This window comes from Luteimonas sp. 9C, assembly GCF_902506295.1.
Taxonomy (GTDB): Bacteria; Pseudomonadota; Gammaproteobacteria; order Xanthomonadales; family Xanthomonadaceae; genus Luteimonas.
Genome location: NZ_LR733312.1, coordinates 2462902 through 2484836 on the forward strand (window position 1 = coordinate 2462902; position 21935 = coordinate 2484836).

The 21935-nt window shown below is 70.2% G+C and carries 20 protein-coding genes; 8 read left to right on the plus strand and 12 right to left on the minus strand.

Annotated elements, in window-relative coordinates; all coding sequences use genetic code 11:
- Positions 1-9: 9 nt before the first annotated feature.
- Positions 10-1149 (plus strand): HAMP domain-containing sensor histidine kinase, encoded by a 1140-nt coding sequence (locus tag CURTO8I2_RS11270; RefSeq protein ID WP_159681164.1) that lies wholly within the window; start codon positions 10-12, stop codon positions 1147-1149.
- A gap of 269 nt (positions 1150-1418) precedes the next feature.
- On the opposite strand, the gene CURTO8I2_RS11275 is transcribed toward CURTO8I2_RS11270, so the two are convergent.
- Both CURTO8I2_RS11275 and hrpB read right to left on the minus strand, forming a co-directional pair.
- Positions 1419-1775 carry a hypothetical protein gene (locus CURTO8I2_RS11275; RefSeq protein ID WP_159681165.1) on the minus strand — a complete coding sequence of 119 codons (357 nt, stop codon included), beginning with the start codon at positions 1773-1775 and terminating at the stop codon, positions 1419-1421.
- Between the two features lie 289 nt (positions 1776-2064).
- Positions 2065-4617 (minus strand): ATP-dependent helicase HrpB, encoded by a 2553-nt coding sequence (gene hrpB / locus CURTO8I2_RS11280; protein ID WP_159681166.1) that lies wholly within the window; start codon positions 4615-4617, stop codon positions 2065-2067.
- A gap of 91 nt (positions 4618-4708) precedes the next feature.
- Between hrpB and CURTO8I2_RS11285 the strand changes: the two genes are divergently transcribed.
- Together CURTO8I2_RS11285 and CURTO8I2_RS11290 are read left to right on the plus strand one after the other, a co-directional pair.
- Positions 4709-6481: an endonuclease gene (locus tag CURTO8I2_RS11285; protein WP_159681167.1), complete on the plus strand. Its 1773-nt coding sequence runs from the start codon at positions 4709-4711 to the stop codon at positions 6479-6481.
- A 146-nt stretch (positions 6482-6627) separates the two neighbouring features.
- Positions 6628-7416 (plus strand): TatD family hydrolase, encoded by a 789-nt coding sequence (locus CURTO8I2_RS11290; protein ID WP_159681168.1) that lies wholly within the window; start codon positions 6628-6630, stop codon positions 7414-7416.
- 9 nt (positions 7417-7425) lie between these two features.
- Here the strand turns inward: CURTO8I2_RS11290 and CURTO8I2_RS11295 are convergent, their stop codons facing one another.
- The 4 genes from CURTO8I2_RS11295 to CURTO8I2_RS11310 form a co-directional block, all read right to left on the minus strand.
- Positions 7426-8220, minus strand: a complete 795-nt coding sequence (locus CURTO8I2_RS11295; protein ID WP_159681169.1) for an undecaprenyl-diphosphate phosphatase — start codon at positions 8218-8220, stop codon at positions 7426-7428.
- 78 nt (positions 8221-8298) lie between these two features.
- Positions 8299-8949 carry a hypothetical protein gene (locus tag CURTO8I2_RS11300; protein WP_159681170.1) on the minus strand — a complete coding sequence of 217 codons (651 nt, stop codon included), beginning with the start codon at positions 8947-8949 and terminating at the stop codon, positions 8299-8301.
- A 34-nt stretch (positions 8950-8983) separates the two neighbouring features.
- Entirely contained in the window at positions 8984-9643 is a 660-nt protein-coding gene (pyrE, locus tag CURTO8I2_RS11305) for an orotate phosphoribosyltransferase (protein WP_159681171.1), read from the minus strand.
- Positions 9640-10152, minus strand: a complete 513-nt coding sequence (locus tag CURTO8I2_RS11310; protein WP_159681172.1) for a GNAT family N-acetyltransferase — start codon at positions 10150-10152, stop codon at positions 9640-9642. Before CURTO8I2_RS11310 ends, pyrE begins: the two co-directional genes overlap by 4 nt.
- An 84-nt stretch (positions 10153-10236) precedes the next feature.
- On the opposite strand from CURTO8I2_RS11310, the gene CURTO8I2_RS11315 reads away from it, so the two are divergent.
- From CURTO8I2_RS11315 to CURTO8I2_RS11325, 3 genes are read left to right on the plus strand one after another with little or no spacing between them, the layout of a single operon-like run.
- Positions 10237-11055 (plus strand): exodeoxyribonuclease III, encoded by an 819-nt coding sequence (locus CURTO8I2_RS11315; protein WP_159681173.1) that lies wholly within the window; start codon positions 10237-10239, stop codon positions 11053-11055.
- Between the two features lie 32 nt (positions 11056-11087).
- Complete coding sequence (locus tag CURTO8I2_RS11320) at positions 11088-12389, plus strand: MFS transporter (RefSeq protein WP_236551140.1); 1302 nt, start codon at positions 11088-11090, stop codon at positions 12387-12389.
- Positions 12386-12649 carry a hypothetical protein gene (locus CURTO8I2_RS11325; protein ID WP_159681174.1) on the plus strand — a complete coding sequence of 88 codons (264 nt, stop codon included), beginning with the start codon at positions 12386-12388 and terminating at the stop codon, positions 12647-12649. The genes CURTO8I2_RS11320 and CURTO8I2_RS11325 overlap by 4 nt, the downstream gene beginning before the upstream one ends.
- Positions 12650-12763: 114 nt before the next feature.
- On the opposite strand, the gene CURTO8I2_RS11330 is transcribed toward CURTO8I2_RS11325, so the two are convergent.
- Both CURTO8I2_RS11330 and CURTO8I2_RS11335 read right to left on the minus strand, forming a co-directional pair.
- The gene (locus CURTO8I2_RS11330) at positions 12764-13897 is read right to left on the minus strand and encodes an anhydro-N-acetylmuramic acid kinase (protein ID WP_159681175.1); all 1134 of its coding nucleotides are present in this window, start codon (positions 13895-13897) and stop codon (positions 12764-12766) included.
- A gap of 68 nt (positions 13898-13965) precedes the next feature.
- Complete coding sequence (locus tag CURTO8I2_RS11335) at positions 13966-15432, minus strand: peptidoglycan DD-metalloendopeptidase family protein (protein WP_159681176.1); 1467 nt, start codon at positions 15430-15432, stop codon at positions 13966-13968.
- Positions 15433-15605: 173 nt separating this feature from the next.
- Here CURTO8I2_RS11335 and tyrS point away from each other — a divergent pair, with 173 nt between their 5' ends.
- A complete protein-coding gene (gene tyrS / locus CURTO8I2_RS11340; protein WP_159681177.1) occupies positions 15606-16823 on the plus strand; it encodes a tyrosine--tRNA ligase in 1218 nt (405 codons plus the stop codon).
- A gap of 237 nt (positions 16824-17060) precedes the next feature.
- Here tyrS and CURTO8I2_RS11345 read toward each other — a convergent pair whose 3' ends face one another.
- Positions 17061-18767: a M28 family metallopeptidase gene (locus tag CURTO8I2_RS11345; RefSeq protein WP_159681178.1), complete on the minus strand. Its 1707-nt coding sequence runs from the start codon at positions 18765-18767 to the stop codon at positions 17061-17063.
- Positions 18768-18869: 102 nt separating this feature from the next.
- Between CURTO8I2_RS11345 and CURTO8I2_RS11350 the strand changes: the two genes are divergently transcribed.
- Positions 18870-19310, plus strand: coding sequence for an I78 family peptidase inhibitor (locus CURTO8I2_RS11350; RefSeq protein ID WP_159681179.1), 441 nt, complete (start codon positions 18870-18872; stop codon positions 19308-19310).
- A gap of 87 nt (positions 19311-19397) precedes the next feature.
- Here CURTO8I2_RS11350 and CURTO8I2_RS11355 read toward each other — a convergent pair whose 3' ends face one another.
- The 3 genes from CURTO8I2_RS11355 to CURTO8I2_RS11365 form a co-directional block, all read right to left on the minus strand.
- Positions 19398-19625 (minus strand): hypothetical protein, encoded by a 228-nt coding sequence (locus tag CURTO8I2_RS11355; protein ID WP_159681180.1) that lies wholly within the window; start codon positions 19623-19625, stop codon positions 19398-19400.
- Positions 19626-19688: 63 nt separating this feature from the next.
- Positions 19689-20495, minus strand: a complete 807-nt coding sequence (locus CURTO8I2_RS11360; protein WP_159681181.1) for a hypothetical protein — start codon at positions 20493-20495, stop codon at positions 19689-19691.
- A gap of 131 nt (positions 20496-20626) precedes the next feature.
- Positions 20627-21892 carry a lytic murein transglycosylase gene (locus tag CURTO8I2_RS11365; protein WP_159681182.1) on the minus strand — a complete coding sequence of 422 codons (1266 nt, stop codon included), beginning with the start codon at positions 21890-21892 and terminating at the stop codon, positions 20627-20629.
- Between the last annotated feature and the right edge of the window lie 43 nt (positions 21893-21935).

Here is a 21935-nt window from a genome sequence, read left to right on the forward strand (position 1 = left end):
CGGGACCCAATGCCGAACTCTGCAAACGCCAGCGGTCGCATCCTCGTCGTCGATGACCAGCCTGCGAACCTGCGTGTCGTCAGTTCGCTGCTGAGCCGTCACGGCTATGAAGTGCAGACGGCGCCCGACGGCGCCGAAGCGCTGGCGATGCTCGAAACGCGCCAGCCCGACCTGCTGCTGCTCGACATGTTGATGCCGAACATGGACGGCTTCGCGCTGCTCGCCGAGATCAAGCAGAACCCGGACCTGCTGCGGCTGCCGGTGGTGTTCCTCACCGTCGCCCAGGACCGCGAGCTGCTGCTGCGCGCGTTCGACGCGGGCGCGGTCGATTACGTCACCAAGCCCTTCATGCCCGAGGAACTGCTCGCGCGCGTCAACGCGCACGTCGGCCTCAAGCAGACCCGCGACCGTCTCGAGCGCATCGCGCGCGAGCGCCAGGAACTGGTGAACCTGGTCGCGCACGATCTGAAGAATCCGCTGTCGAGCATCTGGTTCGCCAGCGACATGCTGGTCAAGAACGAGACCAAGCCCGAGCGCATTCCGCGCTACCACAAGATGATCCACGAGAGCGCCGAAGACGCGCTCGGCTACATCCGGCGCTACCTGGAAACCCAGGACACCTCGCGCAAGGCGGCCGAGGCGCTGCAGACCACCGGCCTGCGCGACGTGCTGGACTGGATCATCGCGCGCTACGCCATCCAGTTCGAGGATCGCGGCGTGCAGCTGCAGGCACGTGCGCCCGACGCGGCGCCGGTCGTCGCGATCGACGGCCTCGTGCTGCGCCAGGTCGCCGAGAACCTGATCACCAACGCGATCAAGTACGCGCCGCAGAGCGACGTCGACATTTCCCTGCGCGGCGGCGGCGTGGGCTTCTGGCAGCTGCTGGTCGAAGACCGCGGCCCCGGAATCCCCCGCGACCAGCAGCACGCGCTGTTCCGGCCGTTCCAGCGGCTCGCGCATGCCGGCAAGGACGATGGCCGCTCCAGTGGTCTGGGGCTGTCGCTGGCCAAGCAGATCATCGTCGACCTCGGCGGCCAGCTCTGGTACGAGGACCGCGAAGGCGGTGGCGCGCGGTTCGTCATCGAGCTGCCGGAGATTCCGGCCGATGCCGAGCCGATCGCGCCGCGCGACGACACGTCCGCGACCTGACGTCGTCGCGCAGCGCGCGACACGCACGGCGACCCACCTCCGGATCGGACGGAGACGCCCGGCCAGCCGCCGGGCCGCCGCGGCGAGTGCGTCGTTCCATCCCTACGTCGCCTGGCCCACGATCAGCACCGCGGGTCTGGCATGACATGGCCGCGCCGCGCGGTCAGTGCATCACGTCGAAACGCCGCCCATAAAAAACGCGGGCCTGGGCCCGCGTCCGGTCGACCTGCGCCCGGCCGCATGGCCAGCGCACGGGTGTCCTGTGGCACTCAGTCGCTGCTGCGCGATGCCGCGGCGCCACGGCGCGCGGTCGTCCGCTTGCGGGCAGGCGCGCGGGTCGGTTCGATCCGACGCGAGCTGCCTTCGACCGCACCAGTCTCCTTGCGCTTCTTGTACTGGCGGGCCGCAACCCAGACCAGGCCGGCGCCAATCGCGGTCGCCGCGAGGATCGCCGGATTACGACGCAGGAAGCCGCCGGCCAGCTTGGTGCCGGTACGCGCGGCGCCGAGCGCGACGCCCGTCTGCAGCCACTTCTCGGCGGAATCGGGAATCGCATGACGCAGGCTGTCGCCTGCCTGGCCGACCAGCGACAGTGCCTTGTCGGACAACGCTTCGAACTTGCTCATGGAATGACCTCGGATGTCCGATGTGGGACGCCGAGTCTTCGTTACCGGCTGTCGATCCGGCGTGAGCGCTGCAGTGCAGCGCGCCTGCCGTTGTGCTGGCGTTCGGTCTGCGTGCGCTTGCGGGACGCTATCCGTCCGCACGTCTCGGGCGGAACGCGGACAGGGCGCCGACGCCCGATCGACGCGGGGCATGCGCTGCCTGGAGTCGCGCGACGGGTCGCCCGCGTGGGTCGTGGATCGCCCGGTCTCGCCATGCCTCGCGGTCGCCGCGGGTCGGGATCGTTGCGCCTCAGGTCCCGCGCGGCTTGGCGCGATGCGTGGCGGGTGCGTTCCAGGGATCGTCCGGCCAGGGGTGCTTCGGATACCGCCCCTTCATTTCCTTGCGCACTTCGGGATAGGTGCGCTCCCAGAAGCCGGCGAGATCACGCGTGACCTGCAGCGGGCGACCCGCCGGCGACAGCAGATGGATCGTCAGCGGCACACGGCCATCGGCGACGGTCGGCGTCTTCGCCAGGCCGAACAGTTCCTGCAGCTTGACCGCGAGCACCGGTGGCGCGGGTGTGCCGTCGGCCTCGATCGCATAGTCGATCGCGCGCGCCATGCCCGACGGCACGGTGATGCGCATCGGGGCGAGACGCTCGAGCTGCTGGCGCTGCGACCAGTCCAGCCGGTGCTGCAAGGCGTCGGCCAGTGCGTTCGCGCCAAGCGCATCGAGCCGGGTGATGCCGTCGAACGCAGGGCGCAACCACGTATCGCGCGTGGCCAGCAGCGCCGCGTCCGAGAGATCCGGCAATGCGAGTTCGGGCATCCACGCGCGTACCGCCCGCACACGCGCCTGCCATTGCCGCAGACCGTCGCGCCATGGCAGCACGTCGAGGCCGAGCGCACCGACCGCATCGCTCAGCGCCTGCGCGGCCTGCGCCGGATCCACGCGGCCATTCGCGCGCGCGTCGAGCACGATGCCGTCGAAGCGGCGCACCCGCTCGCCGACCAGTGCGCGTCGCTCGGCATCCCAGCGCGTTTCGTCGGCATCGGTGAAGCGTTCCGGCGATTGCCGTCGCAGCCGCGCCTCGTCGACCGGCGCGCCGCGCAGCAGCAGGGCGTCCTTGGACTCGTGACGCAGTTCGCTGGCGACGATCCACTGTTCGCCGCGCAGCGTGCTGTCGTCGAACAGCCGCGCCATGCGGCCGTTGCTGAGCGTGTAGCGCGCGTCGTCGCGCGCGTGGCGATGGCCGATGCGATCGGGAAATGCATGGGCGAGCAGATCGCCGAGCACATGCGCCGGTGCCGACGATGGCGGCGCGGCATCGAGCTTCAGGCGCCGTCGCCATTGTTTCGCAGCCGCATCGATCGCGGCGAGCGCGCCGCGTTGTGCATCGGCCGGCGTGCGTCCACTGCGGAACGCCGCCAGCGCCTGCCAGCGCGCGGCGACGCCATCGGAACGCGGCGCACCCGGCAACGGCCGCAGCGGATCGCGCGCTTCCAGCAGCGCACACAGATCGCAGGCCAGTGCGCGTTCGCCGGCATCCGCGCCGGCCAGCAGCATCGCCGCGAGCCGGGGGTGCGTGCCGAGCGCGAGCATGCGACGGCCGGTCTGCGTGAGTGCACCGCGCGCATCCAGCGCATCGAGGCGTTGCAGCAGATCGTGCGCGGCGCCCATCGCGCCCGCGGGTGGCGGGTCCGGAAACGCCAGCGAAGGATCGCCCCAGGCGGCGAGTTCGAGTGCGAGCGCGGCGAGATCGACCTGCGCGATCTCAGGGCGTCGCTGCGGTTCGAGCCGCTGCGATTCCGGCCACAGGCGCAGCGCCACGCCCGACGCGACGCGCCCGGCGCGACCCGCGCGCTGGTCCGCGGACGCCTGCGAGATGGACACGATCTCCAGCCGCGAGAAGCCGCTGTTGGGATCGAAGCGCGGCTCGCGCGCCTGGCCGCTGTCGACGACGATGCGCACGCCCGGCAGCGTGACGCTGCTCTCGGCGACGTTGGTCGCCAGCACCACGCGGCGACGGCCATCGGTCGACGGCTGCAGCACATGCGTCTGCGCGTCGACCGGCAGTTCGCCGTGCAGCACCAGCAACTCGACGTCGCGCGGCAATGCGGCGTCGAGCTGCGCGCGACAGCGTGCGATCTCGCGTTGGCCGGGCAGGAACACCAGCGCGTCGCCGTGCTGCGTCGCCAGCGCGTCGACGAGCACGCGGCGCACCTGGTGTTCGAGCGCCTCGTCGCGTTTCGGCGGCGCATGCGAGACCTCGACCGGGAAGCTGCGGCCCGCGCTCGAGAGCCGCGGCGCATCGAGCCAGGTCGCGATGCGCGCGCCGTCGAGCGTCGCCGACATCACCACCAGCCGCAGGTCTTCGCGCAGGCCGCTCTGCACATCGCGCGCGAGGGCGAGGCCGAGATCGCCGGCGAGATGGCGCTCGTGGAATTCGTCGAACAGCAGCGCGCCGACATCGCCGAGTTCCGGGTCGTCCTGCAGCATCCGCGTCAGGATGCCTTCGGTGACGACCTCGATCCGCGTGCGCGCGCTGATGCGCTGCTCGAACCGGATGCGATAACCGACGAGGCCGCCGACGTCGTCGCCGAGTTGCCGCGCCATGAACGTCGCCGCCGAACGCGCGGCGACGCGTCGCGGTTCCAGCATCACGATCTTCCGGTCGCCCAGCCACGGCGCATCGCGCAGCGCCAGCGGCACCTGCGTGGTCTTGCCCGCGCCCGGCGGCGCTTCGAGCACCAGACGCGGATGCGCGGCGAGGCTGGAGACGATTTCCGGCAACAACGACGTGATGGGAAAGGCGGGAGCGGCGGCGTGCGTCACGGCGCACAGGCTAACGACGTCACGCATCGGCGTCGATGCGCGCGGGCAAGGGTTTGCCCCGGTAGCGACCGTCATCAACGCCCGCCAGAATCGCCGGGTCCCCGTCATCGGATGTCCCATGCACGCTCGCCTGCGCCGTCTTCCGCACGTCCTGCTGCTCTGCGGCCTGTCCGCAAGCGCGCCCGCCGCGTTCGCCGGGGTCTTCATCAACGAGCTGCACTACGACAACAGCGGCGCGGATGTCGGCGAGGCGTTGGAGATCGTCGCGACCGCGGGCGAAAACCTGTCGGGCTACCGCGTGTGGCTCTACAACGGCAGCAACGCGCCGAACGCGGCGACGACTTACGGCAGTGCCTCGGTGCCGGCCGCGCAGACGCGCAGCTGCGGGGCGAGCGTCGGGATCGCCACCGTCACCTGGCCGCGCGACGGCCTGCAGAACGGACCGGGCGACGGCATTGCGCTGGTCGACGCCGCCGGGAACGTCGTGCAGTTCATCAGCTACGAAGGCACGATCGTCGCCGGCAACGGCCCGGCCGCCGGGCGCACCAGCCAGAACCTGCCGGTGTCGGAAAGCGCGACCGCACCGGTCGGTACGTCGCTGCAGCTCACCGGGAGCGGCCGCACGGCCGACGACTTCGACTGGGCACCGTCGTCGACGCAGACCTTCGGTACCTGCAACACCGGCCAGACCTTCGGTGGCGGTGGCGGCGGCGGTGACACCACGCCGCCGTCGATCACCGCGACCACGCCCGTCGGCGGCGCATCCGATTTCCCGGCAGCCGGCGATCTGTCGGTGTCCTTCAGCGAAGCGGTCACGCTCGCCAACGGCGCGTTCGCACTGCAGTGCGCGACCTCGGGCGCGGTGACGCTCGATCACGCGAGCAGCGGCAGCACATTCGCGATCGGCACCGGCACCGCGTTGTACGGCGGGGAGGCCTGCACGCTGACGATCCGCGCGGCGCGTGTGACGGATGCCGCCGGCCTGTCGCCGGCCGCCGACACCACGCTTGCGTTCAACGTCGCCAGCAGCGGCGGCGGCGACAGCGGCGACTACTACGCACGCGTGAACACCAGCAGCCCCGGCCAGCTGCGCTGCTCGCTGCACGACACGATCCGCGGCCACACGTCGTATCCCTACAGCGGCGGCACCACCAACACCTGGACGATCCTTGAGATCGCCGACGAGGATCCGACCGACAGCGGCAAGGTGCTCGACGTCTACCGCAACCGCAGCTACGCCAAGGGCAGCGGCCGCGCAGGCACCGGCAGCGGGCTGACCTACAACCGGGAACACACCTGGCCCAAGTCGCTGGGCTTCCCGTCCACCAGCGGCGACAGGGGCCTGCCGAACGCACCGCATACCGACGCGCACATGCTCTATCTCAGCGATACCGACCACAACTCGGCGCGCGGCAACAAGCTGCTCGCCGACTGCACGGCGTCGGCCAACTGCAGCGAACGCACGACGGAGTCGAACAACGGCGTCGGCGGCGGTACCGGCCTGTTCCCGGGCAACTCCAACTGGACCAACGCCAGCGGCTTCCAGGTCTGGGGCCATCGCAAGGGTGATATCGCACGCGCGGTGCTGTACATGGCGATCCGCTACGAAGGCGGCGCGCATCCGACGACCGGTCAGGGCGAGCCCGACCTCGAGCTGACCGACGACCGCAGCCGCATCGTCTCCACCTCTGCATCGCCGGCCTACATGGGCCTGCTGTCGACGCTGCTCGCCTGGCACCAGGCCGACCCGCCGGACGCCCGCGAACGCACACGCAACGAAGTGGTCTTCAGCTTCCAGGGCAACCGCAATCCCTTCATCGACCAGCCGCAATGGGCCACGCGCGCGCTGTTCGAGAGCACGACGCCGGCGAATTGCCAGTTGTTGAACTAGGCACCGGCATCTCTCCCTTCGGGAGAGGTCGACGCGCGAAGCGCGTTGGGTGAGGGCTCGGCTCTACAGTCGAATCGGGGGCATGCACGGCGGGCTTCGAAGCCCGCCGTCTACAATGCACGCCCCACTTTTTCCCGCAGTCCGCCATGCAGCTGATCGACATCGGCGCCAATCTCACCCACGACAGCTTCGATCATGATCGCGAGGCGGTGCTGCAGCGCGCGCGGGACGCCGGCGTGACGCGCATGGTGATCACCGGCGCGAGCCGCGAGCATTCGCCGAAGGCGCTCGAACTCGCGCAGGCGCATCCGGGGTTCCTGTACGCGACGGCAGGCGTGCACCCGCATCACGCGGTGGAATACACGGCCGAGTGCGATGCGGAGATGCGCGCGCTGCTGGCGCATCCGGAAGTCGTCGCGGTCGGCGAATGCGGACTGGACTACTTCCGTGATTTCTCGCCACGGCCGGCGCAGCGCAAGGCCTTCGAGCGGCAACTGCAGATCGCCGTCGACACCGGCAAGCCGCTGTTCCTGCACCAGCGCGATGCGCATGACGATTTCGTCGCGATCATGCGCGAGTTCGAGGGCCGGATCGGCCCGGCGGTCGTGCACTGCTTCACCGCCGGCCAGCGCGAGCTGTTCGAATGCCTCGACCATGACTGGCACATCGGCATCACCGGCTGGCTGTGCGACGAGCGCCGCGGCCAGCATCTGCGCGAGCTGGTGCCCAACATCCCGGCCAACCGTCTGATGGTCGAAACGGATGCGCCGTACCTGCTGCCGCGCACGCTCAAGCCGCTGCCGAGGGACCGTCGCAACGAGCCGGCGTTCCTGCCGCACATCGCCGAAGAACTCGCACGTGATCGCGGCGAGGATGTCGCGGTCACCGCCGACGCGACGACGGCGACAGCCGCTGCGTTTTTCCGTTTGCCGTAAAGCGCCGGATCAGAACCCGGACGGCATCAACAGCAGCAGTCCTGCACCCAGCGCGATGCGATAGATCGCGAAGCCCGTGAATCGGTGGCGCTTGATATAGCCGAGCAGCCACTTCACGACAATGAAGCCGGTGACCATCGCCGCGACGAACGCGATCGCGACATCGCCCCAGGCTTCCTCGCCCAGACCCTGGTCCATCCACAGTTCCAGGAACGCGTACGCGCTGGCGGCGAACATCGTCGGAATGCCGACCAGGAACGCGAACTCGGCCGCGGCCGAGCGTCGGCTCAGGCCCAGCAGCATCGCGAGGAAGATCGTCGTCGCCGAGCGCGAGGTGCCGGGGAACACGCCCGCGACCACCTGCGCCAGGCCGACCGCGACCGCGACCGTCCAGGTCACGTGGGCGTTGTCGCCGCGCTTCTCGGCAAAGTATTCGGCCACCAGCATCCAGATGCCGCCGATGATCAGCGCCCAGGCGACCGGCGTGACGGTCTCGGGCAGCTCCCAGCCGGCCATGCGCACCGGCAGGCCGACCAGCGCGGTGACCAGGAACGCGACCGCGATCTTCATCGAGTAATCGCGGTGTTCGCGGTTGCCCAGTCCCGTCGTCAGTTGCCAGACGCGCTGGCGGAACACCAGCAGGGTCGCGACGATGGCGCCGGCCTGGATGACGATGTTGAAGAAGTCCGAGCGCGCGCCCAGCCAGTGCTGGGCGATCAGCAGGTGGCCGGTGCTGGAGACGGGCAGGAATTCGGTGAGCCCCTCGATGATGCCGAGAAGCAGGGCGGAGATCGGATCGGACACGGCAAATACACGAAGCGGGGGCAAGCCCGCGAGGATACCGGTCGGGGATGCCGGCGCGAACCCGCGCCGCCGCCGCGGTCAGTCGCGGGCGGTGGCCGCCGACTGCTTGAGTTCGCGGTAACGCGCCAGCGCGGCCTGCAGATCGCCGCCCAGCGCGGCCTGTTCGACCAGCTGCTGGTCGAGGATCGCCAGCTGCCGCTGCAGGTCGGTGTGCTGGCTGCGGATGCTGTCGACCAGCGGCGTGGCGACGGCCTGCCCCGCCAGTTCCCGCTCGCCGGCCTGGCGCAGCAGCGACAGCAGGCTGTTGCGCAGGTTGTCCACGCCCATGCGCGAGGTCTTGAGCGCTTCGTCCACCAGCACGATGCGCTCACCGTAGGCGCGGCGCAGGTCGGCTTCGGTGGCATAGGACTCGACCATCGCCAGTTCCTGCCGCTGCCGCAGGGCGGCCGCGTCGGCGTCGCGCTTGGCCTGCTGCGCGGCGGCTGCGGCCGCGCTGCGTTCGTCGGCGGTCAGCGCACGGCTCACGTGCGCGGTGGCCATGCCGCTGCGGGCGCTGATCTCGGTGCGCTCGGCATCGACCGCCGATGCCGGCAGGGCATCGCCGCAGACGCGGCGGCCGCCTTCGTTCCAGCAGTAGACCTTGCGGTCGTCCGTGGGCTTCTGCGCCGGGGCGCCGGTTGCCAGGCAGGCCAGCAGCAGGCCGCCCATCAGTCGGTTGGAAAGGTGCATGTCGTCCGTCCCCCTGACGGCCCCAAGCGTTGAATCAACGTGCGGTATCGCTGCCATGTCGAGCCCGGTAGGCGAGCAGGCGGTCGCGTTCCGCGGCCAGTGTCGCGCTCTGCCCGACAAATGCAAGCAGATCGGACAGTCCGGCGATCGCCACCACGGGCACGTTCTGCTCGCGCGCGACGCGCTGCGCGGCCGACTCCCCATTGTCCTCGGCCACGCGTTCCTGGCGGTCGAGGGCGATGACGATGCCCGCCACGGTGCCGCCGCCGTCGGCGATCTGGCCCAGGGCTTCACGGATCGCGGTACCGGCGGTGATCACGTCGTCGACGATCAGCACGCGGCGTCCGGCCAGCGGCGCGCCGATCAGCAGGCCGCCTTCGCCGTGCGCCTTGGCTTCCTTGCGGTTGAACGCGACCGGCAGGTCGCGGCCGCGGCGCGCGTATTCGCAGGCCAGCGCGGTCGCCAGCGGAATGCCCTTGTAGGCCGGGCCGAACAGCAGGTCGAACTCGACCCCGGCCGCGTCCAGCGCATCGGCGTAACAGCCGGCCAGCGTGGCGATGGCGACGCCGGAATCGAAGCGCCCGGCGTTGAAGAAGTACGGACTGACGCGGCCGGACTTCAGCGTGAACTCGCCGAAGCGCAGCGCGTCGGCCTCGAGGGCGAGCTGCAGGAAACGGGTGCGATGGTCGGTCATGGCGCCCATTGTCCCACGCCGAGTGCGCGCAGCATCAGGTGCTGCGGGCCGCCGCGACCGCCGCGCATGATCTCGCCGCTGTCGACGAAGCCGGCGCGCCGGTAGAGCTGCAGCGCGCTGGTGTTGGCCGCATGCACGTTCAGCGCCAGCAGCACGCGTTCGGGATGTCGCAAGGCCAGGTCCGCGCAGCACGCCGCGAGCGTCGGCAGCCCGAGGCCGCGGCCCTGCCAGGCCACGTCCAGCGCGAACGCCCGCAGCGTGGCGGTGCGCCGGTCGACGCTCTGCCTGCCGAAGGTCGCAGTCGGATAGTCGAGACGGTAGAAACCGATGACGGTGTCGCCCAGCACCACCACCATCGCGTCGCTGTCGGGCGCCGCCATCGCGTTGTCGACGTTGAAGGCGATGTCGCCGGCGTAGACGGCCTGGGTCGCGGTGAGCACAAGACGGCGCGCGGCCTCGGCCTGTGCGGTCGACGCCAATACCACGCAAGGCAGCAGACCCGACGACATGCGCGGAGCATACGCCCTGCAGGGGGCCGGACACGCGGCACGAATCCGGTAGGCTTGGCGCCGGTCCACGTGCTCCGGGTCTGCATGAAAATCGTCAGCTTCAACGCCAATGGCGTGCGCTCCGCCGCGAAAAAGGGCTTCTTCGACTGGTTCGTCGCCCAGGACGCCGACGTGCTGTGCATGCAGGAAACCAAGGCGCAGGAACACCAGCTGGCCGGCGAATCGGGTCTGCACGCGGACTTCCTGCCCGAGGGCTACAAGGCCTGGTTCCGCGACGCGACGACCAAGAAGGGCTACAGCGGCGTGGCGATCTACGCGCGGCGCGAGCCCGACGAGATCCGCACGTCGCTCGGCTGGGCGCCGTTCGACGAGGAAGGCCGCTACATCGAGGCGCGCTTCGGCAACCTCAGCGTGGTGTCGTTCTACATCCCGTCCGGCTCCTCGGGCGATCTGCGCCAGGGCTTCAAGTTCGAGGTCATGGACTGGCTCAAACCCATCCTCGACGACTGGCTGGCCAGCGGCCGCGACTACGTGCTGTGCGGCGACTGGAACATCGTGCGCGCGCGTCACGACATCAAGAACTGGACCAGCAACCAGAAGAATTCCGGCTGCACGCCGCCCGAGCGCGCCTGGCTCAACGGCATGATCGGCGACGCCAGCGGCGACGGCCTGGTCGAGCCGCCCGCAACCGGCTGGCTCGATGCGCTGCGCGTGCTGCGGCCCGACGCGCCCGAATACACCTGGTGGAGCAACCGCGGCGCCGCGCGCGCCAACAACGTCGGGTGGCGGATCGACTACCAGTTCATCACGCCGTCGCTGCGCGACCGCGTGCGCGCGGTCGATGTGCATCCCGAGCCGCGCTTCTCCGACCACGCGCCGCTCGTCGTGGATTACCGCGCGTGAGCACGCCGGCAGGCGACGGCGCCCAGGCGCCGGTGTCCTACAAGGGCTGGCGCGGCATCCGGCGCGCATTCGCCACGCCGTCGGCGATGACGATGCTGTTCCTCGGCCTCGGCAGCGGCCTGCCGTTCCTGCTGATCGCCTCGCAGACCCTGTCGACGCGCCTGCGCGACGTGGGGCTGGATCTGGGCAGCATCGGCCTGATCAGTCTGGCGAGCTTCTTCTACCTGCTGAAGTTCCTGTGGGCGCCGCTGATCGACCGCTACGCGTTTCCGCTGACCGCGTTCCTCGGCCGCCGCCGCTCCTGGCTGCTGGCGTCGCAGCTCGTGGTGATGCTGGCACTCGTGGCGCTGGCCTTCACCCGGCCGGATCTCGGCGTCGGCCCGCTGGTCGGCTGGGTGCTGCTGGCCTCGTTCGCAGGCGCGACCCAGGATTCCGTCGTCGACGCCTACCGTATCGAAGTGGCACCGGCGAACGCGCAGGCGGCGCTCGCGGCGACCTACACGCTGGGCTACCGCTTCGGCCTGATCCTGGCCGGCGCCGGGGCGCTGTACCTCGCCGAATACCGCGACTGGATCTGGGCCTATCTGGCGATGGCGTCGCTGATGGTGCTGCCGATCGCGACGACGCTGCTGTGCCGGGAGCCTGTGGCGCCGGAATCGACGGTCGTGCGGCGGATCGATTTCATCGGCGCGTTCTGGCAGCCGTTCTCGAGTTTCTTCACCGGCAACGGTGTGGCGCTGGGCCTGGGACTGCTGCTGTTCGTCGGCCTGTTCAAGTTCCCCGACCAGGTGATCGGGGTGATGTCGGGGCCGTTCTATCTCGACTCGGGCTACACCAAGGCCGACATCGCCACGGTGTCGAAACTCTTCGGTGTGTGGATGGGCATCGCCGGTGCGTTCGCCGGCGGTTTCGCGGTCGCGGCGTTCGGGTTCCGTCGCATGCTGCTGGTGGCGTCGATCGGCGTCGCGCTGTCGAATCTGGCCTTCCTGCTGATGGCGCAGCACCCGGGCCAGATCTGGGCGTTCTATGCGGCGATCAGCGCCGACAACCTGTTCCAGGGCTTCGCCGGCGTGGTGCTGATCGCGTTCATGTCGTCGCTGACCGACCGCAACTTCACCGCGACGCAGTTCGCGTTGCTGGTGTCGCTGGCCAACCTGCCCGGCAAATTCGCCGGCGGTGTCTCGGGTTATGTGGTGCAGGCCACCTCCTACAGCACGTTCTTCATCTTCAGCGCCCTGACCGTGGTGCCGACCCTGCTCTTGCTCGCGTGGCTCTGGCGGTTTATCAAGGAGGCTTCGCCGCAGGACGCGGCTGCCGGGAATGTCGCGTCATGACCGAAGTCGTACTCAGGGATCTCGACCCCGCGCTGCTCGAGCGCATCAACGCCTACGCCGACACGCAGGGCTGGGGCCAGGCGCGCACGCTGCGGTTCCTGCTCGAGCAGGGGTTGCGCGCGAGCATCGGCGACGAGCGCTCGACCTTCGATCCGGCCGAAGACGGCGTGCTGGCCGCGGCGATCGGCGCGCTGGAACAGATTCCCGACGACACCTTCGCGCTGATCGGGCGTGGCGCCGGTCAGCCCAGCGCCAGCTGACGCGCCAGCCGCCCTGCAGGCGCGCGCGTGCGCGCGGTGCCGTCATTGCGGGAAAGCGCCTGGCGCGCAATCGCGCTCCTGCAGAATCATCGGCGCGATGTCCCGCCGGACGGCTCAGGCCGGATGCACGACCCCGAGCACGCGCGGTCCCGCCGCGCCGGTGACCGATGGCAGATTGCCGGGGCGCCCGAGCACGGCCTGCCGCGCCAGCCACGCGAAGCCCATCGCCTCGACGTGATCCGGATCGAGCCCGTGCGCGGCGCTCGATTCCACGACTACACCCGGCAGCGCCGCGCCCAGCGCGCGCATCAGGGCGCCGTTGTGCACACCCCCGCCGCAGGCGATGACCCGCGCGGTACCCGGCTGGGTCGCCTGCAGGGCGTCGACGATGGTCGCCACGCTGAGCGCGAGCAGCGTCGCCTGGATATCGGCGACCGACTCGCCGCCAGTCAGCGCGGCCTCGACCCAGTCGAGATGGAACTGGTCGCGCCCGGTGGATTTGGGCGGCGGCGCGGCGAACCACGGGTCCGCCCGCAGCCGCGCGAGCAGCGCACGATCGACGCGGCCACGCGCTGCCATCGCGCCATCGCGGTCGAAGGCCTCGCCGGTGTGGCGCAGACACCACGCATCCATCAGTCCGTTGGCCGGGCCCGTGTCGAAACCGCGGACCGGGCCGCCGTCGCCGGGCAGCAGGGTCAGGTTGGCGATCCCGCCGAGGTTGAGCACCGCGCGAGGCTCGCCGGCCCGCGACAGCAGCGCCGCGTGCAGCGCCGGCAACAAGGGCGCGCCGTGTCCGCCGGCGGCGACGTCGCGGCGACGGAAGTCGGCGACCGTGGCCACGCCGGTGCGTTCGGCGATGCGCGCGCCGTCGCCGAGCTGCAGGGTGAACGGCGCACGGCCGTCGCCATCGCGTCCGTAGGGGCGATGCCGCAGCGTCTGGCCATGCGACCCGAGCGCGGTGATCTCCGCGGCGGTGAGTCCGGCATCGGCGATCGCCGCCAGCGCGGCATCGGCGAACGCATCGGCGATCAGCACATCGAGTTCGCCGACATCGTCGAGGGTCAGCGTCGCCGCCTGCTGGCCGAGCGCGACGAGCCGCGCGCGCAGTGCGGGATCCCAAGGATAGGTCGCCCCGAAGCGCAGCGCGGCATCGAGCGTGCCGTCGGGGCGGTCGTCGAAGCGGACGATGGCGGCATCGATGCCGTCGGCGCTGGTGCCCGAGATCAGGCCGAGGAACAGGTCGGACATGGCGTCAGCGTCGGACGGGAAAGGGAGGCCAAACGAAACGCCCGGCCGGAGCCGGGCGTTGTCGGGGATCAGCCGCGGCCGTGACCGGGCCGTGCGGCGTTGGCGACCTGCCGGTCGGGATCCGGCTTGGCAGGCACCTGTGCGTAGATCACGTCTTCGACCTCGCGGATGCGTGCGAGCGCCGGACCGGTCTGCTGGCGGAACTGCGCCAGCGCGGTGCCGCGCAGCGGATCCGGCTCGGGCATGGTGTGCTGCAGCGGGTTGCGATGCGCACCGTTGACGCGGAATTCGTAATGCAGATGCGGGCCGGTCGACAGGCCGGTGGTGCCGACGTAGCCGATCACGGTGCCCTGGGCGACGCGCTGGCCTTGGCGGATGTTGCCGAAGCGCGACATGTGCGCGTACAGCGTGGTGTGGCCGCGGCCGTGGTCGAGCACCACGGTATTGCCGTAACCGCCCTGCACGCCGCGGAACTGCACGCGCGCATCGCCGGCGGCCATGATCGGCGTGCCGGTCGGCGCGGCATAGTCGACGCCCTTGTGCATACGCGAGGTGCCGAGCACCGGATGGCGCCGGCTGCCGAACCGCGAGCTCAGGCGCGCGTACTGGATCGGCATGCGGATGAAGCTCTTCTTCAGCGGACGGCCTTCGGCGTTGTAGTACTCGGCCTTGCCGTCCTGCTCGTAGCGGAACGCGCTGAAGGGCTTGCCCTTGGCGGTGAAGACGGCCGCCTGCACCGGGCCGCTGCGGATCAGCTCGCCTTCGCGCCAGACCTGCTCGACGACGACGCTGAAGCGGTCGTTCTGGGTGACGTCGGTGTTGAAGTCGATGTCGTACTTGAAGACTTCGTCGGTCAGCGTGTTGATGTTGGCGCCCGACAGGCCCAGCTTGCGCGCCGAGTGGAACAGCGAGCGGCCCACTTCGCCGCTGATGACCACGTTGCGGATCTCGACCGGGCGTTCGACGACCTCTTCGCGGACGGTGTCGCCGGCCAGGCTCAGTTCGACGCGTTCGGTATCGCTGCGGTCGTAGCGCAGCTTGTTGAGCGTGCCGTCGGCGCCGAGGTCGAAGCCCAGCTCGGTGCCCGGACGCATGCGCGTCAGCTTGGCCTTGGCATCGGGCAGTTCGAGGATGCGGTGCATCGTCGAGGCCGGCAGGTCGAGGTCGGAGAAGATCGAGCCCAGCGTCTGGCCGCGTTCGACGGTGACCAGCTGCCAGTTGTCGTGGGTCTGCTGCGCGGTGCGCTGGGCGGCGGTGAGCGGCGGCAGCGCCAGCGACATCGTCACCAGGTCATGCTGCGGCTCGGCATCGCCGCGCATCGCCTGGGAGACGCCGGGCACCAGCGCCACCACCAGCACACCGAGCGTGGCGAAGAGGCTGGCATGGCCCCAGTCGCGGCGCGTCCAGCGCCCGGGATACAGCCGCAGGCGCGAGGCCTGTTCCTGTTGCCGGTTCCGGGCCGCAGCCTGCAGGTTGTCGTGGAGCACCTGCTGGTGGTGCGCGTCGGCCTGGGGCGGCGGGACGGAAGTCGTCATCGTAGGCGGGTCCGGATGGCGTGAACGGCGTGTCAGCGGGGTAACATAGAGACGTGAGGTCCATGCGTCAAATGCCTGACCGGACTCGGATTTTTGCCTGACCGCCCGGATAACGAAGCCTTAACCGGGCGTGTCCGCATTCACTTTCCAGCTTCCAGGAGATTCCCGCGCCGATGTCCCTGCAGCCCGCCACCGCCCCCCTCGACCTGATCGCCCGCGGCACGGACGAGATCCTCAAGCGCGACGACCTCGAAGCGCGCCTGAAACTGGGCCGCCCGCTGCGGATCAAGGCCGGCTTCGATCCCACGGCGCCGGACCTGCACCTGGGCCACACGGTGCTGCTGAACAAGCTGCGCCAGTTCCAGGACCTCGGCCACCAAGTGATCTTCCTGATCGGCGACTTCACCGGGATGATCGGCGACCCCTCCGGCAAGAGCGCGACCCGCAAGTCGCTGTCGCGCGAGGACGTGCTGGCCAACGCCGAGACCTACAAGGCGCAGGTGTTCAAGGTGCTGGACGAGGCGAAGACCGAGGTCCGCTTCAATTCCGAGTGGTTCGGCGCGATGGGCGCGGCCGACATGATCCGTCTGGCGTCCTCGCACACCGTGGCGCGGATGCTCGAGCGCGACGATTTCGCCAAGCGCTACGCCGGCCAGCAGCCGATCGCGATCCACGAGTTCCTCTACCCGCTGGTCCAGGGTTACGACTCGGTGGCGCTGCAGGCCGACGTCGAATGCGGCGGCACCGACCAGAAGTTCAACCTGCTGATGGGCCGCGGCCTGCAGGAAAGCCATGGCCAGGCGCCGCAGATCGTGCTGACGATGCCGCTGCTGGTCGGGCTCGACGGCGTCAACAAGATGGGCAAGTCGCTCGGCAACTACATCGGCGTGACCGAGCCGGCGATCGACATGGTCAACAAGACCATGAAGATCGGCGATGCGCTGATGTGGGACTGGATCGAGCTGCTGAGTTTCGAGATCGGCATCGACGAGGCGAAAGCGCTGAAGGCCGAGGTCGAGGCCGGCACGCTGAATCCGCGCGATGTGAAACTGCGCCTGGCGCGCGAACTCGCCACGCGCTTCCACGACGCCGACGCGGCCGAGCTCGCGATCCGCGGCTGGCAGGTTGCGATCTCCGGCGAAGGCGATGTGTCGCTGCTGCCGCTGCAGGACGTGACCGTGCCGGCCGAGGGCCTGCGTATCGGCGCGCTGTTGACGGCCGCCGGAATCACGCCGAGCAATTCGGAAGCGAGCCGCAAGCTGAAAGAGCGCGCGGTCAAGGTCGACGGCGCGGTGATCGAGGACGCCGCTCTGGAATTCAAGCCGGGCTTCGAAGGCGTGCTGCAGGTCGGCAAGCGCAATTTCGCGCGCGTCAGACTCGTCGCAGGCTGAGCTCTGCTCCTCCGCGCATGCGGCGCGATTAGTGTCGTGTCTCAGCTGATTCTGGACACGCCGCAATCCACTCCTTCCCCCGCGTGCGGGGGAAGGTTGGGATGGGGGCAAGCTCGACGTACCAAGGTAATTGACGGAGCGCGGACGACCTGCCGCATCTGCGCGCCCTGTCTCGCCGCAACCTGACGCCTTGCCCCCACCCAACCCTCCCCCGTAAACGGGGGAGGGCTTCAAGCGTCACTTCGCCGGCGTCGCCCGCGCCGCATCACTCGTCACCCGACGCGCGCTGAACTCGCTGTCCGAATCCCATGCCGGCCAATCCTCGCCATTGGCCAGCGTGTACGCGAGGCGATAGACCGTGCGGGTGTCGGCGGTCGGGCCGGCCATGTCCCAGCTGTCGTCGAACGCGTCGCCGGGCTGGTGGTAGCGCTCGGCGAAATAGTCGGCGCGTGCGGCGGTGCCGCCGGCGACGCCGCCGTCGAGCTGGTCCATGCCGGGGCCGATCGTGATCGCCGGCACGCCGGCCTGGGCGAATGCGAAATGGTCGGCGCGGTAGAACAGGCCGGCTTCGAGATTCGGATCCGGCGACCAGCCGCGGCCATCGACCGCAGCGGCCGTGGCGAGATCGCCTTCCAGCGACACGCGGCCCTTGCCCCAGGACGAGATGTCGCGCGTCTCGCCGTCCGGACTCCACATTTCCATGTTGAGCACCGCCGCCGTGGTCTCCAGCGGGCGCAGCGGGTTGGCGGCGTAATAGGTGGCGCCGAGCAGGCCGTTCTCCTCCGCAGTCAGCGCGATGAACTGCAGCGTGCGCGCGGGGCGCGGACCGGCGGCGAAGACGCGGGCGAGTTCGATCATCGAGGCGATCGCGGTGGCGTTGTCGACCGCGCCGTTGATGATCGCGTCGCCGCTGTCGTCGGGTGCGCCGACGCCGAAGCTGTCCCAGTGTCCGGACAGGATCACCGTCTCGTCGGGCCGCGACGCGCCGGGCAGCACGCCGACGACGTTGTGGCTGGTCACGCGGTCGCGCTTGACCTTGAACGCGATGTCGAGCGTGGCATCGCCGAGAGCGCCGCCCTTGAAGCCCTGGATCTGCGCACGACGCTTCTCGGCATCGAAGTCGAGGCCGGCATCGGTGAACAGCTGCTGCGCGACCTCACGCGTCATCCAGCCGCGCATCGGCAGGTGATGCGTCTCGGCGTTGTCGCGAACGATGTCGTACTGCGGGCCGGCGCGGCCGTTGCGCACCGTCGCCCACGGATACGAGGCCGGTTCGGTCTCGTGCACGATCAGCACGCCGGCGGCGCCGCGCTTCGCCGCTTCCTCGTACTTGTAGGTCCAGCGGCCGTACCAGGTCAGCGCGCGACCGCCGAACTTGCCGGGCGTGTCGCGTTCGAAATCCGGATCGTTGATCAGCACCACGACCACCTTGCCGGCGACGTCGAGACCCGCGTAGTCGTCCCAGTCGAGTTCCGGCGCGGTGATGCCGTAGCCGGCGAACACCAGCGGCGTGCCCGACAGATCGACGCCCGTGCCCGGACGCAGGGTTTCGACCGCGATGTCGTCGCCATTGGCCAGCGCGCGCGTGGCACCGCCGACGTGCAGCTGCGCGGTCACCGGACCCTCGATGACGCTGCGCTCCAGCGTGACCGCCTGGGTCCAGCCGCCGGCGTCGCCGCCCGGTTCCAGGCCGGCTTCCACGAACTGCGCGCTGATGTAGTCGACCGTCTTGCGCTCGCCTTCGGTGGTCGGCGCTCGGCCCTCGAATGCATCCGAGGCCAGCACCGACAGGTGCCGGGCGAGGTGGTCGGCCTGGATACCGCCGCCGGGGATGCCGGTGCCCACGGGCGCCGTGTCGGACGCGGCGGCAGCGGGCGGCGCCGAGGTGCACGCGGCGAGCAGCAGGGCGCAGGCGAGGGCAGTCAGGCGAGGCGATCGGGACATCGGCGGATCCGTGAACGAGGTGTCGGCCATGATGCCGCAAGTGGCCGAGGGCGCCGCCGATTGGCTACAGTGACCGCCGGTTCCCCCCTCCAGGAGCACTCCATGATCCGTCGTTTCCGCCATGCGCCGCCGTCTCTGCTGGGCGTCGCGCTCGTGCCGCTGCTGGCCCTGGCGGCCTGCTCGCCCGCGCCTGAAGAAGGCTTCGAAGAAGAAGCGCCCGCTGCGACCGCGGCCGATGCCGATACCGGTGCCGGCACTGCGATCGAAACCGAAACCGCGCAGGCCGAGATCGGCGACACGCCCGATGCCGCCGCGCCGCCGGCCGACATGCCGGGCGAGACACCCTGCGACACCGAGGCGGTGCAGAGCCTGATCGGTACCCAGGGCAGCGAGACGGTCTATGCCAAGGCCGTGCAGGATTCCGGTGCGAAGTCGCACCGCGCGCTGGGCCCGAACGACATGGCGACGATGGATTTCCGTCCCGACCGGTTGAACATCGATCTCGACGCAAACGGCAAGATCACCGGCTTCCGCTGCGGCTGATCCGCGCCGTCCGCTGCGCACACCAGAACGCCCGGCTTCGCGCCGGGCGTTCTGTGTTCCGGGCCATGCATCCGCGAAGGAGGTCGATCAGCGATCGTCGCGCGTGCGCCTGAAATCCACCGGCTGGCCATCGCGTTCGCTGCTCCAGCGGCCGCTGGCCTCGCGCTCGCAATCGCGCGAGACCGGTTCGCCCGGTCGGTCCGGGCGGCTCATGCACAGCGGATTGGCGTCGACCGCGGCGGTGTTGTCGCGGTATGCGTAGGACCCGCAGCCGCCAAGCAGCAGCGCCGCGCCGGCGATGAGCGGAATACGCATGTGTCTCTCCGTCCCGATGGAGCGTCGACCGTCGCAGATCACCGACCGCGTCGCAAACGCGCTTCAGCGGCGGCTGGCGACGAGGCGGGTGACGTCCATGGCGAGTTGCTCGACGGCGTTGCCGAAATCGCCATGGCCGCCATCGGCGTAGGCGGCGCGACCGCTCGACAACGTGTCGGCGATGCCGCCGGCGATGTCGCGCGCCTGCCCGAGCTGGCCGCCGAGCGCACGGTCGATCGTCGACGCCGCCTCGGCAGCGCTCGAGAAGTCCCCGCGCGTGACGCCATCGAACAGCCCGCGCGCGGCCGACTGCACATCGGTCAGCGATCGCGCGATCGCGCCGATGTCGCCGACGTCCGGCGCGCGACCGTTGGTCAGTGCGCCGCTGGCGAGCCCGGCGAGCGCGTCCTGCACCGACACGTTCGCACCGGGAATGCGACCCGCGAACTGGTCGAGCGCCAGGTTCGCCAAGGGCTGCATGCCGGCCGGCAGGTTGGCGGCGATCGCGCCGCGCGCGGCTTCGGTCAGGCTGCCGCCGACGAGACCGTTGACCACGCCCATGACCGCGCCCGGCAGGCCGCCGGTGAGCATGCCGACGACCGCAGCACCGACGATGCCCTGCAGATCTTTCGCATCGATGCCCAGCGCGTTCGCCAGGCCGTCGAGCGCGTTGTCGAGTCCGAGCGCGTCGGTCGCAGTTCCGAGCGCGGTGCCGATTGCGGCACTCAGCGAATCGACCGCGACATCGACCGCGCTGCCGAGTGCATCGGCGGCCGCGCCGAGTGCATCGCTGGCCGAAGCGGCTGTATCCGCGCCACTGCTGCGTCCACCATTGCCGACGCCGCCTGCGCCGTCGCTGCCATCGCTCATGGGGTGCTCCGTCGATCGGTTCGAGTCACCCCGACTCTAGGCGTGCACCGCCGCCGCGCCAGCTGGTGGGAACCCGAGGTCAGGAGATGGGACCGCGACGTGCATCACGGTTCGAGGCCGCTCCCAGGCGCTCAGCGCCCCGTCTTCAACGCATCGAGAATGCGCACGCCGGCGCGGCCGTCGTCGGGCGTCAGGCCGATGCGCCGCTGCTCGGCCTGGATCGCACGTCGCGTCGCCGTGCCGATCATGCCGTCGACCTCGCCGATCGCATGGCCACGCGCGAGCAGCAGCGTCTGCAGTTCACGACGCTGCGCACGCGACAGGCCCGGATCGTCGGTCGGCCATGGCGTCTGCAGGCCGCTGCCGCCACGTAGGCGATCGGCCAGCGTCGCGATCGCCAGCGCGTAGCTCTCGGCGGCGTTGTAGCTGTAGATCGCGTCGTAGTTGCTGAAGACCATGAAGGCCGGGCCTTTGACCCCGGTCGGCACGAGGATCGCGGCCGGCGTGCTGCCGGCCGGCAGTGCGCCGCCGTCGACACGCGTGATGCCGCGCGCGGTCCAGTCGGCGACGGTCCGGCGACTGGTGCGGCCGGCCTGCGCGGCGTCGAAGCCGGCCGGCAGTGTGACCTCGTACCCCCAGGGCTGGCCCGACTTCCAGCCCGCGCGCGAACGCTTGAGGTAGTTCGCCGTCGACGCCAGCGCATCGGGAATGCTGTCGACCAGATCGCGGCGGCCGTCGCCGTCGAAATCGACCGCGATGCGCGCATAGGTGCTGGGCATGAACTGCGTATGCCCGAACGCGCCGGCCCAGGAGCCGGTGGTGTCGCGGTTGCGCAGGTCGCCGTCGTGCATCAGCTTGAGCAGGGCGACGAACTCGCTGCGGAAGAACGGCTGGCGGCGCCCGTTGCAGGCCAATGTCGCCAGCGACACGCGCAGCGGCCGCTTGCCGGCGATGCGGCCGTAATCGCTCTCCACGCCCCAGATCGCGACCACGGTTTCGGCATCGACCCCGTACTGCGCGGCGACGCGATCGAGCAGCGCGCGGTGCTCGACCAGGCGCGCGCGGCCATCTGCCACGCGTTCGTCGTCGACCAGGCCGGCGAGGTAATCCCACAGCGGCGTGGTGAATTCGGGCTGCGAATCGAGCAGCGGCAGCACGGTCATGTCCGGCGTCACGTCGGCAAGCGCGTCGAACGCCGCCTGCGGAATACCGGCCTTGGCCGCGTCGCTGCGGATGCCGGTGATGCAGCGCGCGAACGCGGCGGCGTCGTAGGCCGGGGCCGCCGCAGGCGCGGGGGTCGTGGCGGTCTGCGCGGCCGCCGTGCCTGCGCAGAGCAGCAGACCGGTCAGCGCGAGACGCGCGGGCTTGGAAACACGGTGCGTCGGGAGACGGGACATACGGGCGGCCTGCACGTGCGGGGCGCCCACTGTGCACGAGCCG

Excerpts from the sequence above, each read along its gene's own strand:
- CURTO8I2_RS11270 (WP_159681164.1), top strand. The coding sequence starts at position 10 with ATGCCGAACTCTGCAAACGCCAGCGGTCGCATCCTCGTCGTCGATGAC.
- CURTO8I2_RS11275 (WP_159681165.1), bottom strand. The coding sequence starts at position 1,775 with ATGAGCAAGTTCGAAGCGTTGTCCGACAAGGCACTGTCGCTGGTCGGC.
- hrpB (WP_159681166.1), bottom strand. The coding sequence starts at position 4,617 with ATGCGTGACGTCGTTAGCCTGTGCGCCGTGACGCACGCCGCCGCTCCC.
- CURTO8I2_RS11285 (WP_159681167.1), top strand. The coding sequence starts at position 4,709 with ATGCACGCTCGCCTGCGCCGTCTTCCGCACGTCCTGCTGCTCTGCGGC.
- CURTO8I2_RS11290 (WP_159681168.1), top strand. The coding sequence starts at position 6,628 with ATGCAGCTGATCGACATCGGCGCCAATCTCACCCACGACAGCTTCGAT.
- CURTO8I2_RS11300 (WP_159681170.1), bottom strand. The coding sequence starts at position 8,949 with ATGCACCTTTCCAACCGACTGATGGGCGGCCTGCTGCTGGCCTGCCTG.
- pyrE (WP_159681171.1), bottom strand. The coding sequence starts at position 9,643 with ATGACCGACCATCGCACCCGTTTCCTGCAGCTCGCCCTCGAGGCCGAC.
- CURTO8I2_RS11310 (WP_159681172.1), bottom strand. The coding sequence starts at position 10,152 with ATGTCGTCGGGTCTGCTGCCTTGCGTGGTATTGGCGTCGACCGCACAG.
- CURTO8I2_RS11315 (WP_159681173.1), top strand. The coding sequence starts at position 10,237 with ATGAAAATCGTCAGCTTCAACGCCAATGGCGTGCGCTCCGCCGCGAAA.
- CURTO8I2_RS11325 (WP_159681174.1), top strand. The coding sequence starts at position 12,386 with ATGACCGAAGTCGTACTCAGGGATCTCGACCCCGCGCTGCTCGAGCGC.
- CURTO8I2_RS11330 (WP_159681175.1), bottom strand. The coding sequence starts at position 13,897 with ATGTCCGACCTGTTCCTCGGCCTGATCTCGGGCACCAGCGCCGACGGC.
- CURTO8I2_RS11335 (WP_159681176.1), bottom strand. The coding sequence starts at position 15,432 with ATGACGACTTCCGTCCCGCCGCCCCAGGCCGACGCGCACCACCAGCAG.
- tyrS (WP_159681177.1), top strand. The coding sequence starts at position 15,606 with ATGTCCCTGCAGCCCGCCACCGCCCCCCTCGACCTGATCGCCCGCGGC.
- CURTO8I2_RS11345 (WP_159681178.1), bottom strand. The coding sequence starts at position 18,767 with ATGTCCCGATCGCCTCGCCTGACTGCCCTCGCCTGCGCCCTGCTGCTC.
- CURTO8I2_RS11350 (WP_159681179.1), top strand. The coding sequence starts at position 18,870 with ATGATCCGTCGTTTCCGCCATGCGCCGCCGTCTCTGCTGGGCGTCGCG.
- CURTO8I2_RS11355 (WP_159681180.1), bottom strand. The coding sequence starts at position 19,625 with ATGCGTATTCCGCTCATCGCCGGCGCGGCGCTGCTGCTTGGCGGCTGC.
- CURTO8I2_RS11360 (WP_159681181.1), bottom strand. The coding sequence starts at position 20,495 with ATGAGCGATGGCAGCGACGGCGCAGGCGGCGTCGGCAATGGTGGACGC.
- CURTO8I2_RS11365 (WP_159681182.1), bottom strand. The coding sequence starts at position 21,892 with ATGTCCCGTCTCCCGACGCACCGTGTTTCCAAGCCCGCGCGTCTCGCG.